12 protein-coding genes and 1 riboswitch are annotated in these 11484 nt (G+C 69.4%); of the genes, 8 read left to right on the top strand and 4 right to left on the bottom strand.

The features are described from left to right. Nucleotides 1-79: 79 nt before the first annotated feature. On the bottom strand, nt 80-886 hold the full coding sequence (locus ACFFR3_RS18935) for an SAM hydrolase/SAM-dependent halogenase family protein (protein ID WP_345391260.1): 807 nt from the start codon (nt 884-886) through the stop codon (nt 80-82). 118 nt (nt 887-1004) lie between these two features. Here ACFFR3_RS18935 and ACFFR3_RS18930 point away from each other — a divergent pair, with 118 nt between their 5' ends. After that, nucleotides 1005-1304, top strand: coding sequence for a DUF3263 domain-containing protein (locus tag ACFFR3_RS18930; RefSeq protein WP_345391257.1), 300 nt, complete (start codon nt 1005-1007; stop codon nt 1302-1304). Between the two features lie 39 nt (nt 1305-1343). Continuing rightward, entirely contained in the window at nt 1344-2114 is a 771-nt protein-coding gene (gene otsB, locus ACFFR3_RS18925) for a trehalose-phosphatase (RefSeq protein ID WP_345391254.1), read from the top strand. A 4-nt stretch (nt 2115-2118) separates the two neighbouring features. On the opposite strand, the gene ACFFR3_RS18920 is transcribed toward otsB, so the two are convergent. Further along, the gene (locus tag ACFFR3_RS18920; RefSeq protein ID WP_364377493.1) at nt 2119-3543 is read right to left on the bottom strand and encodes an alpha,alpha-trehalose-phosphate synthase (UDP-forming); all 1425 of its coding nucleotides are present in this window, start codon (nt 3541-3543) and stop codon (nt 2119-2121) included. Nucleotides 3544-3574: 31 nt separating this feature from the next. Between ACFFR3_RS18920 and ACFFR3_RS18915 the strand changes: the two genes are divergently transcribed. The 6 genes from ACFFR3_RS18915 to ACFFR3_RS18890 all read left to right on the top strand — a co-directional run bounded on the left by ACFFR3_RS18915 (nt 3575) and on the right by ACFFR3_RS18890 (nt 8683). Continuing rightward, on the top strand, nt 3575-4129 hold the full coding sequence (locus tag ACFFR3_RS18915) for an RNA polymerase sigma factor (protein WP_237106268.1): 555 nt from the start codon (nt 3575-3577) through the stop codon (nt 4127-4129). A gap of 79 nt (nt 4130-4208) precedes the next feature. Continuing rightward, a riboswitch (SAM riboswitch) is annotated at nt 4209-4350 on the top strand. A gap of 13 nt (nt 4351-4363) precedes the next feature. Next, nucleotides 4364-5596 carry a threonine synthase gene (gene thrC, locus ACFFR3_RS18910; RefSeq protein WP_345391246.1) on the top strand — a complete coding sequence of 411 codons (1233 nt, stop codon included), beginning with the start codon at nt 4364-4366 and terminating at the stop codon, nt 5594-5596. A gap of 24 nt (nt 5597-5620) precedes the next feature. Then, nucleotides 5621-5896: a MoaD/ThiS family protein gene (locus ACFFR3_RS18905; RefSeq protein WP_364377490.1), complete on the top strand. Its 276-nt coding sequence runs from the start codon at nt 5621-5623 to the stop codon at nt 5894-5896. 243 nt (nt 5897-6139) lie between these two features. Next, entirely contained in the window at nt 6140-6340 is a 201-nt protein-coding gene (locus ACFFR3_RS18900; protein ID WP_106250594.1) for a cold-shock protein, read from the top strand. A gap of 330 nt (nt 6341-6670) precedes the next feature. Beyond that, entirely contained in the window at nt 6671-8302 is a 1632-nt protein-coding gene (groL, locus tag ACFFR3_RS18895) for a chaperonin GroEL (RefSeq protein ID WP_345391243.1), read from the top strand. A gap of 150 nt (nt 8303-8452) precedes the next feature. Beyond that, nucleotides 8453-8683 carry a hypothetical protein gene (locus ACFFR3_RS18890; protein ID WP_364377488.1) on the top strand — a complete coding sequence of 77 codons (231 nt, stop codon included), beginning with the start codon at nt 8453-8455 and terminating at the stop codon, nt 8681-8683. 69 nt (nt 8684-8752) lie between these two features. On the opposite strand, the gene ACFFR3_RS18885 is transcribed toward ACFFR3_RS18890, so the two are convergent. Continuing rightward, a complete protein-coding gene (locus tag ACFFR3_RS18885; protein WP_364377486.1) occupies nt 8753-9283 on the bottom strand; it encodes a YbhB/YbcL family Raf kinase inhibitor-like protein in 531 nt (176 codons plus the stop codon). Between the two features lie 66 nt (nt 9284-9349). Next, the gene (locus ACFFR3_RS18880; RefSeq protein WP_379483538.1) at nt 9350-11380 is read right to left on the bottom strand and encodes a HelD family protein; all 2031 of its coding nucleotides are present in this window, start codon (nt 11378-11380) and stop codon (nt 9350-9352) included. Between the last annotated feature and the right edge of the window lie 104 nt (nt 11381-11484).

Here is an 11484-nt window from a genome sequence, read left to right as displayed (position 1 = left end):
TCGCATTCTGACACGCGGATACGCCGACGGACGGACGCTTCAGTAAACAGACCGATACGCGGAGTAGTTCCGGTTTGTCCTATGGAGAGGGGGAAAGTCGGACATGTGCACCGGGTGGCAGGCCCAGCCGCTGGGCCGCGTCACCGCAGTTGACCGCGATCGCGATCAGCCCCGCCGAGTCCGCGAACGCCACCAGCTCGCCCGGCGGCACCGCCGCGTACGTCTCCCGGTACGGCAGCGCGAGCTGCCGCCGCCCCAGCCACACCCCGAGCGTGTCGCCCACCCGCACGCCCAGCGACCGCAGGTCGCCGGCCCCGATCGACAGCTGCGTGTTGCCGTAGCGGTCGACCGAGACCACCTCGCCCTCCACCGAGCCGTCGCGCAGCAGCGTGGTCGGCTCGGGCAGCGTGACCAGCCGCGACACCGGCAGCCGCGGCCCCAGCTCGGCCGCGGGCAGCCCGCCGTAGAGCCGCCCGGCCACGGGAGCGAACACATCACGCCCGGGGAACGTCGGCGAGGCAGGCCGCAGGAAGTAGGCGTCGTTGGTGATCTCGTACGCCGCCCGCGCGCCGCCGCTGGCGTGCACCGCCCACGACAGCAACCCGTTGTCGGGCCCGATGAACACCCGGCCGCCCGCCTCGACGGCCACCGCCCGCCGCGCGCCACCCGCCCCGGGATCGACCGCACCGATGTGGATACCCTCGGGGAGGTACGGGATGGTCTGCGCCAGAACCGCCGCGCCGCGCCGCACATCGCCGGCCGGGATGAGGTGACAGACGTCGATCACCCGGGCCTCAGGGGCTATCCCGGCGATCACTCCATGACAGGCCGCCACATATCCATCCTCTAACCCGTAGTCGGTGAGGAGCGTGATGACAGAGGTCACATCTGGTGACTGTACGTCTCCCAATCCGTCGTGAACAGCCGCACTCCGCACATTACGATGGCGAACGGGCCGCGTGCGGGCGGCGAGATCGTCGCCCGCCCCTTTCGAGGAGGACACCATGGGAGCACCGCTCAGCGATGACAATGCTGCCCAGGAACCGTCCCGACAACCACTCTCACAACGCGATCTCGATCTCCTCGCCTTCGAACGCCAATGGTGGCGCTACGCGGGCGCGAAGGAGCACGCCATCAAGGAGACGTTCGGCTTCTCCGCCACGCGCTACTACCAGCTCCTCGGTGAGCTGATCGACCGGCCGGAGGCGCTGGAGCAGGACCCGATGCTGGTCAAGCGGCTGCGCAGATTACGATCCACGCGCCGGCGCGACCGTGCGGCCAGAAGGCTCGGCATGCGTCCCTGACCGTCTGGGTACGGCAGCCGAGTGAAGAACATCCCTGGAATGGAAGCGATCGTGCACGATCCGGCGGGCGCCGTGATCGGGCTCGACTTCGACGGCACCCTGTCGCCGATCGTGCCCGACCCCGCCCAGGCCGTGATCCATCCGAAGGCGCCCGGCGTACTCGCCGAGCTGGGCGCCCGCGTCGGAGCGGTGGCCATCGTGACCGGCAGGCCCCCGGCCACCGCCCTGGCGCTCGGACCCGGCCTGGCCGACGTGCCCGGCCTGGTGGTGCTCGGCCACTACGGCTTCGAACGCTGGGAGGACGGCCGCGTCTCCGCGCCCCCGCCGCCGCCCGGCGTCCCCAACGCGGAGGCCGAGCTGCCGCTGCTGCTCGAATCGCTGGGCGTGCAGGGCGTGCGCATCGAGGACAAGGGGCGGGCCGTGGCCGTCCACACCAGGCGCAGCCCCGACCCGGAGGGCGCGCTCGCCGCGCTGCGCGAGCCGCTCGCCAAGCTGGCCGACAAGCACGGGCTGGTCATCGAGCCCGGCCGCATGGTGCTGGAGCTGCGGCCGCCGGGCATGGACAAGGGCCACGCGCTCGGCCTGTTCCTCACGGAGCGGGAGGCGCGCTCGGTCATGTTCGTCGGCGACGACCTCGGTGACCTGGCGGCGTTCGACGCCGTACGCGCGTCCGGCCTCCCCGGCGTGACCGTGTGCAGCGGCTCGACCGAGGTCACCGCGCTCGCGGAGCGCGCCGACCTGGTGGTGGACGGCCCCGACGGCGTGGTGCGGCTGCTGGAGGAGCTGGTCTCGGCGATCACCCGCTCGTGACGCGTCAGGCCAGGGCCTCGAGCTGGGCGGCGAGCCACTGTTGCGGTGGCAGCGCGGTCGCGGCGGCGCGCAGCTTGTCGCGGCGGCTGCGCCGCTCGTCCTCCGGCATGACCAGCGCCTCGTGCAGCGCGGCCGCGGTGCCGCTGATGTCGTACGGGTTGACGAGCAGCGCGTGCTGGCCCAGCTCGGCCGCGGCGCCCGCCTCCCGCGACAGCACGAGCGCGCAGTGCGGCGACAGCACGGGGCCCTCCTTGGCCACCAGGTTCATGCCGTCGCGGATGGGGTTGACCAGCAGCACGTCGGCCATCCGGTAGGCGGCCAGCGAGCGCGGATAGTCGTCGTTCACGTTGAGGATGAGCGGGTCCCAGTCCTCGGTGGCGTACTCGTCCTCGATCTCCTGCGCGCAGCGCTGCACCGACGCGGTGTACTCGCGGTATTCGGGCAGGTCGTGCCGGCTGGGATAGGCGAAGGCGAGGTGCACCACGCGGCCGTGCCATTCGGGGTGGGCGGCGAGGAACTCGCGGTAGGCGTTGAGCCCGCGCACGATGTTCTTCGACAGCTCGGTGCGGTCGATGCGGACGATCAGCCTGCGCCCGCCGACCTGCTCCCTGAGCGCCGTCATGTGCGACTCGACGTCGGGCTCGCAGGCCCGCTCCCACAGCGCGGCGCCGTCCACCCCCAGGCTGTGGACTCCGATGCGGGTGGTCCTGCCGGCGTGGGTGACGCTGCGCCCGACGCGGTCGGCCTCGGCGCCCAGCAGCCGCTCGCAGCAGTCCATGAACGCCTGCGCCCACCGGTCGGTGAGGAAGCCGGCGTGGTCGGCGCCCAGGATGCCTTCGAGCACCTCCTTGGCGACGTCGTCGGGCAGCAGCGAGAAGTATTCGGGCGGCGCCCACGGGGTGTGGCTGAAGTGCGCGATGCGCAGGTCGGGCCGTTCGGCCCTGAGCATGGCGGGGGTCAGCGTAAGGTGGTAGTCCTGCACCATCACGCGCGCGCCGTGGCCGGCCTCCTCGGCCAGCGCCAGCGCGAAAGCGCCGTTGTAGTCGCGGTATGACTCCCACTCGCGCTCGAACCTGGTGCCGAAGTTGGGCGAGTTGGGGATGTCGTAGAGCAGATGGTTGACGAACCACAGGGTCGAGTTGGCCACCGCGTTGTAGGCGCGATGGAAGGTGGCGGGCGGGATGTCGAGCATGCGCATCGGGCCCGTGTCGTAGCCCGCGTGGTCGACCCGGCCGCCGCCGGCCTGCCGCACGGCGCTGCGGTCGCCGTCGGACAACGCCGCGCAGACCCACAGCACGCCGTCGCCCTTGGCCACGCCCGACAGGCCCGACACGAGACCGCCGCCGCCGCGCTTCATGGTGAGTTCGCCGTCGTCGGAGACGGTGAAGGAGACCGGCCCTCTGTTGGAGGCCAACAGCACGCTGTTCATCTAGGCTCCTTTCGATCATAGGATCCCAGCTATGGCGCTTGATGAGCTAACCGAGGAACTCGCCCGCTCAGCCGCTGCCGGAGATCATCGCGCACTCGGCGAGCTCCTGGCGCGGATAGAGCCCGATGTGATGCGGCATTGCGCCCGAATCCTGCCTTATCACCAGGACGCGGAGGAGGCCTCGCAAGATACGTTGCTGGCTGTCGCGCGTAATATCGGGCGGTTCGAGGGGCGCGCCAGGTTCAGTACGTGGCTGCACATCGTGACGGCCAACTGCGCGCGCACGACGTACCGGTCGCTGAAGCGGCGGGCGGCCGAGCAGAGCTCGGACGAGCTGCCGATGCAGAAGCCCGACGTGCGGCGGGTCAGCGTGATCGCGGGCTCGCGGCTCGACCTGCTCGACGCGATGGAGGCCCTGGAGGCCGACAAGCCCGACCTGGCGCAGGCGCTGGTGCTGCGTGACATCGTCCAGCTCGACTACAACGAGGTGGCCGAGCAGCTCGGCATCCCGCTGGGCACCGCGAAATCCCGCATCCATCAGGCACGCAAGTACGTGCAGGGTGTGCTGGGCGAAGACTATCGCTGAGACCACCCGTCTCACATGGTGAGACGGGTGGTAATTGCGGCCACTTAAGCGGGTAGAGTCCGTTTCAACAACTTCATATTGCTCATCCAGAGGGGTGGAGGGACCGGCCCTGCGAAGCCCCGGCAACCCTCCCGGCTTTCGACTCGCGACCAGGCGAGGCCGACCGGGACAAGGTGCCAATTCCGGTTCGCGGTCAAGGTGGCCGCGGGCGAAGATGAGGGAAGGCCTCGCTTCATGTCGCTTGACTTTGGTCCTGCCACCGCTCTGTCCTGCCGCGAGTGCGGCGCGCGTTACCCGCTGGGTCCCAGCTTCGCGTGTCAGGAGTGTTTCGGGCCGCTCGAGGCGGCCTACGACTTCGGCCGGGTGACCCGCGAGCAGATCGCATCGGGTCCGGCCAACATCTGGCGTTACCGGGCGCTCCTTCCGGTTCCGGCGAACGTGACCGAAAAGCCGAATATGAACCCCGGCTGGACGAAATTGGTCAAGGCCGGAAACCTCGGCCGAACGCTCGGCATCAAGTCCCTTTACGTGAAGGACGACTCCGGCAATCCCACCCACTCCTTCAAGGACCGGGTCGTCGCCATGGCCGTCGAAGCGGCCAGGAACTTCGGCTTCCACACGCTTTCCTGCTCCTCCACCGGCAATCTCGCCGGCGCCGTCACCGCCGCCGCCGCGCGGGCAGGGCTCGACGCGTGCGTGTTCATCCCGGCCAATCTGGAGCAGGCGAAGATCGCCATGGCGCGGGTCTTCGGCGGGAAGCTCATCGGCATCGAGGGCACGTACGACGACGTCAACCGGTTCTGCTCCGAACTCATCGGCGACCCGCTGGGCGACAAGTGGGGATTCGTCAACGTCAACCTGCGGCCCTACTACGCCGAGGGCTCCAAGACGCTCGCGTACGAGATCGCCGAGCAGCTCGGCTGGCGGCTGCCCGAGCAGATCATCATCCCCATCGCCTCCGGGTCCCAGCTCACGAAGATCGACAAGGGCTTCAAGGAGCTGGTGAAGCTGGGGCTGGTCGAGGACACCCCGTACAAGATCTTCGGGGCGCAGGCGGCCGGGTGCTCGCCGGTGTCGACCGCGTACAAGGCGGGGCACGAGGTCGTACGGCCGGTCAAGCCCGACACCATCGCCAAGTCCCTGGCCATCGGCAACCCGGCCGACGGGCCGTACGTGCTGGACATCGCCCGGCGCACCGGCGGAGCCGTCGAGGACGTCACCGACGCCGAGATCGTGGCCGCCATCAAGCTGCTGGCCTCGACGGAGGGCGTCTTCGCCGAGACCGCGGGCGGCGTCACCGTCGGCGTGCTGAAGAAGCTCACCGAGAACGGCGTGCTCGACCCCGACGCCCTCACCGTGGTGCTCAACACCGGTGACGGGCTCAAGACGCTCGACGCGATCAGCGACGACGCCGCACCCACGGCCGTGATCCGGCCCTCTCTCGACGCGTTCCGCGCGACTGTCTGACAACCAGGAAAGGCGACTTAAACCATGAGCGTTTCTGTGCGGATTCCCACCATTCTGCGCACCTACACCGGGGGCAACGCGGAGGTCAGTGGCGAGGGCGCGACGCTTCGTGACGTGCTCATCAAGCTCGACGCCGACTACCCGGGCATCGGCGCGAGAATTCTGGATGAATCGGGCAAGATTCGTCGTTTCGTCAACGTTTACGTGGGGGAAGAGGACGTCCGTTTCGCCGAGGGCCTCGACACTCCCGCCCCTGAGGGGACTCAGATCTCCATCATCCCGGCGGTCGCCGGCGGCTGAGTGTCGCGGCTCGCATCCAGAAGGCGCCCCTTGTGGGCGCCTTCTCCTTTTCCGGGCCTAATTCAATGTTGAACCAGGTTCGGGAAGAAGAAATAGGCAGTTCCCAGATTGACTCTGTTGCCAAACCCCTCCCCACAGGTATGGTCGAGGGCGATCGTCCGGCTGATTTTCTGTTAAGTCGGGCGATTACAGGTCTCGCGGAGGAATGGGCGAGATCTGGGAGACCAGTAAGAGGAGTCGGAAGTGGCGCAGGGCACCGTCAAGTGGTTCAACGCGGACAAGGGCTACGGCTTCATCGCGGTAGACGGTGGTAAGGATGTATTCGTCCATTACTCAGCGATCATGATGGACGGGTACCGATCTCTCGAGCAGGGACAGCGCGTCGAGTTCGAGATCACGCAGGGCCAGAAGGGACCGCAGGCGGAGTCCGTCCGAACGGTCTGATCGACATCCTGGTATGCACCGGGCGGGTTCGCACGGCAGCGCAGTCCGTGCGAGCCGTCATCTCTCTCTCGTCGACTCGCGTACGGTGGGCCGCCCAGGGCGGCTCGCCGTACCGGCGTACTGACTGACCTGGGCGGAAACGTGGGGCAGGTGGGCGTTCGCTTGCACTCGACAGGGTAGAGTGCTAAACAGTTCGTTGGCACTCTGTGCAGCAGAGTGCCAACACCGGATCGGGACGATGGGGTCTGCCGAAGGAGATGCTGACCCATGCCGTCGCGGGCGTCGGCTCGGTCCACGACAAGCCACCCTGCATCTGGGAGGTCTAGCCTTATGGCAGCCAAGATGATCGCGTTTGACGAGGACGCCCGGCGCGGTCTCGAGCGCGGTATGAACCAGCTCGCCGACGCCGTCAAGGTGACCTTGGGTCCCAAGGGCCGCAACGTCGTGCTGGAGAAGAAGTGGGGCGCTCCCACGATCACCAACGACGGTGTGTCCATCGCCAAGGAGATCGAGCTCGAGGACCCCTGGGAGAAGATCGGCGCCGAGCTGGTCAAGGAGGTCGCGAAGAAGACCGACGACGTGGCTGGTGACGGCACCACCACGGCCACCGTGCTCGCCCAGGCGCTGGTGCGCGAGGGCCTGCGCAACGTCGCCGCCGGCGCCAACCCGATGGCCCTGAAGAAGGGCATCGAGTCCGCCGTCGAGCGCGTCAGCGAGGAGCTCTCCAAGCTGGCCAAGGACGTGGAGACCAAGGAGCAGATCGCCTCCACCGCCTCCATCTCCGCCGCCGACCCCGAGATCGGCTCGCTCATCGCCGAGGCGATGGACAAGGTCGGCAAGGAAGGCGTCATCACCGTCGAGGAGAGCAACACCTTCGGCCTCGAGCTCGAGCTCACCGAGGGCATGCGCTTCGACAAGGGCATGACGTCGATGTACTTCGTGACCGACTCCGACCGCATGGAGGCCGTGCTCGAAGACCCCTACATCCTGATCGTCAACAGCAAGGTCTCCGCCAACAAGGACCTGCTGCCGCTGCTCGACAAGGTCGTCCAGTCCGGCAAGCCGCTGCTGATCATCGCCGAGGACGTCGAGGGCGAGGCTCTGGCGACCCTGGTCGTCAACAAGATCCGCGGCCTGTTCCGTTCCGTCGCCGTCAAGGCTCCGGGCTTCGGCGACCGCCGCAAGGCCATGCTCAACGACATCGCGATCCTGACCGGCGGTCAGGTCATCGCCGAGGAGGTCGGCCTCAAGCTCGAGACCGCCACCCTCGACCTGCTGGGCCGCGCCCGCAAGGTGGTCGTGACCAAGGACGAGACGACGATCGTCGACGGCGCCGGTGACGCCGAGCAGATCTCCGGCCGGGTCAACGAGATCCGCGCCGAGATCGAGCGCACCGACTCCGACTACGACCGCGAGAAGCTCCAGGAGCGCCTGGCCAAGCTGGCCGGCGGCGTCGCCGTCATCAAGGCCGGTGCCGCCACCGAGGTCGAGCTCAAGGAGCGCAAGCACCGCATCGAGGACGCCGTCCGCAACGCGAAGGCGGCCGTCGAGGAGGGCATCGTCCCCGGCGGTGGCGTGGCGCTGCTGCAGGCCGGCGCCAAGGCGTTCGACAAGCTCGAGCTCAACGGCGACGAGGCCACCGGTGCCGCCATCGTCAAGAAGGCGCTGGAGGAGCCGCTCAAGCAGATCGCGGTCAACGCCGGCCTCGAGGGCGGCGTCGTGGTCGAGCGCGTGCGCAACCTCACCCCGGGTGAGGGCCTCAACGCCGCGTCGGGCGAGTACGTCAACATGTTCGAGTCGGGCATCATCGACCCGGCCAAGGTGACGCGCTCCGCGCTGCAGAACGCCGCCTCCATCGCGGCGCTGTTCCTGACGACCGAGGCCGTCATCGCCGAGAAGCCCGAGAAGGCTGGGGCCGCTCCCGCCGGCGGCATGCCCGGCGGCGGCGACATGGACTTCTAGGTCTTTATCCGTCGCGCAGGCGAAGAGCGGTCCGGAATTTTCCGGGCCGCTCTTTTTCTTGTGGAGCTGCCATTACGTTTCACCATTGATCCGCTACTCATGGTGAGGAAAGGTGGTCAGCCATAACTCACCTCAACGAAGGAGTGGCGGATGTTCTCCCGCAGCAAGCGCATTTTCGGTATCGCGGCCATCGCCCTGGCCGCCGTCACCGCCGCGGCGGCTCCCGCGCATGCCGACGACGAGCTGACGAGCACGTTCAGCCTGCTGCGCCAGCTGAACAATCCGTTCTGCCTGCCGGGCGCGACCACCACCGGCATTCCGGTCGTCGACTCGCTGCTGCCGGGGCTCGTCGGCTGCCCCCAGGCGCCCCTCGTGCGCTGACCCCGACATGAGCTGACCCCGACATGACGAGCGCCCCGCCGGGCTCCCGGCGGGGCGCTCTGACGCTTGTCAGACGCCGAAGTGGGCCACGACGAAGCCACGGGCCAGCAGGTTGGCGTTGATGTTGAAGCCGACCACGGCCGGGCTGGTGTCGCTGTCGACCCCCAGCTTGTCGACGCCCAGCGCGTGCACGGTGAAGACGTAGCGGTGCGGGTCGCCGGGAGGCGGGGCGGCGCCGCCGTAGGCCTTGGTGCCGTAGTCGGTGCGGGCGTGCACGGCGCCCTCGGGCAGGCCCTTGAAGTCGGGCGCCGAGCCCGCGCCGGTGGGCAGCTCGGTCACCGAGGCCGGCAGGTCGAACAGCACCCAGTGCCAGAAGCCGCTGCCGGTCGGCGCGTCGGGGTCGAAGCACGTGACGGCATAGCTCCTGGTGCCCTCGGGGGCGCCGGACCAGCGCAGGTGCGGCGACTGGTTGCCGCCCGTCATGCCCCAGTCGTTGAAGACGTGGAGGTCGGGCAGTCGCTCGCCGTCCTGGATGTCGTCGCTCTCGACCACGAGCGCGGGGACCGACGGCAGGAATTCATGGGGAAGCGGTGCGGGCACGGCATCCTCCTTGGGTGAGAGCTAGGTGCTTGCCCAGCCATCCTAGAAGCGCCGTGCCCGCGCGGCTCACGCCGCCAGCTCGGCGGGCAGCGGCTTGTCGTGCAGCACGGTCAGCGAGGTGACCGCACGGGTCAGCACGACGTAGAGCCGGGCCAGGCCCCTCGGCTCGGCGGCCACGATGTCGGCCGGCTCGACCACGATGACGTGGTCGTACTCGAGGCCCTTGGCGAGCGTGGCGGGCACGACGAGCAGGCGCTGCTCGTCGGGGGAGTCGGGGTCGAGCACGGCGTGCGGCAGCTCGGCCAGCGCCTGCGAGACGGTCTCGACCAGGGCGTCGGGAACGATGACGCCGATGGAACCCTCTTTGGCCAGCGCCTGCCGCGCCACCTCGATGACCGAGCCGCCGGGCAGCACGGTGAGCGAGCCCGCGCCGGGACGCAGCGAGCGCGGCGCGGCCAGGCCGGGGGCGATGGAGGGCAGCAGCCGGGCCGCGTAGTCGAGCACCTCGCGCGGCACGCGGAAGCCGAGTGTCAGCTCCGTCACCTCGCCCTCGCGCTGGCCGAGGTGTTCGAGCACCGCCTGCCACGAGGTGGTGGACCACGGGGTGGTGCCCTGCGCGAGGTCGCCGAGCACGGTGGCCGAGCCGTTGCGGCAGCGCCGTCCGAGCGCCCTGAGCTGCATCTCCGACAGGTCCTGCGCCTCGTCCACGACCAGGTGACCCAGTGAGGGCGTGCGTTCCATGAGGTCGCGCAGCTCGTCGAGGAGCGCCGCGTCGGCCGCCGACCACTTCGCGGACTTCCAGCTCCGGTACGGCTTGCGCCAGGCGAGCAGCTCCTGCTCCTCGGCCGTCAGGTCGGACTTGGCGGCCTTGGCGCGGAACTCGGGGTCGGACAGCAGGCGATGGAGCACCTGCTCGGGCGTCAGCTTGGGCCAGACGGCGTCCACGAGCTGCTTGACCGGCTTCGACCTGGCCACCGCGTCCTGGACCCGGTCGTCGGGCGACTCGCCGCGCTGCTCCATGCGGACGAGCACCATGTGGGCCAGCCGCTGGGCCAGCGCCGCGCGGCCGGGGTTGTAGCGGGTGGTGCCGCGCAGGGAGGCGACGATCTCGCGCACCTCGTAGTCGGCCACCCGGTGGCGGTAGGCGCCCTTGGTGAAGACGACGCCTTCCTCCGGTTTGACGATGTGCAGCCAGAGCGCGCGCTCAAGGACGGCGGCCATCCTGGCGTCGCCCTTGATGGCGGCGACCTCGGGGTCCTCGGGGGCGGCGTGCTCGCCCAGCAGCCCGGCCACCGTGGTCTGGTCGACCTTGACCTCGCCCAGCGCGGGCAGGACGGAGGAGATGTAGGACAGGAAGGCCCGGTTCGGCCCGACGATCATGACGCCCGACCTGGCCAGCCGCTCGCGGTGGGTGAACAGCAGGTAGGCGGCGCGGTGGAGGCCGACGGCGGTCTTCCCGGTGCCGGGGGCGCCCTGCACGCACACCGTCTGGGCCAGCGTGGAGCGGACGATCTCGTCCTGGTCGGGCTGGATGGTGGCGACGATGTCGCGCATGGGGCCGGTGCGGGGCCGCTCGATCTCCTCGGTGAGGATCTTCGACGGGCCGATGTCGCCGCCGTCGGCCAGCGGCTCGTCCTCGTACGCGGTGAGCGCCCCGCCGTGGTAGCCGAAGCGCCGCCGGCGCTCGACGCCCATCGGGTCGGCCGGGCTGGCCTGGTAGAACGCGCGCGACACCGGCGCCCGCCAGTCGATCACCAGCGGCTTGCTGCCGGCGTCGTGGACGTGGCGGCGGCCGACGTAGATGGTGCTCGGCAGGTCGTCGCCGCCGGCGCGGTCGAGGCGGCCGAAGAAGAGCGGGGTGTCGGGGTGGTCGGCCAGTGCGGCGACCCGCTGGTCGAGCAGCGACTGCAGGATCTGCTGCGAGACCCAGTCGCCGGCCGCGTCGGCCGACAGGGACTGGGCGTGCGCGCGCATGGCTGTGAGCGCGGCTCTGGACTCGGCGAGGTGGGCCTGCTCGGCCGCGAGTACGCCGACCGGGTCGTCGGGGTCGGTGCTGGTCTCTTGGCGTATGTCTGGGGCCATCTGGTGCCCGGGCATGCGAAAGCGCCTCCCTGGTCTGGTGAACGGAGGTGGTCAAGGCAGCGAATCCGCCAGTCTAGTGGCGACTTCGGCGGGCTTCCAAAGCATTTACTCGCGGCCGA

Source organism: Nonomuraea salmonea, from assembly GCF_042428605.1.
GTDB lineage: Bacteria > Actinomycetota > Actinomycetes > Streptosporangiales > Streptosporangiaceae > Nonomuraea > Nonomuraea salmonea.
Note: the sequence above shows the minus strand (reverse complement) of the source record. Positions and strands in the feature narration are given on the sequence as shown.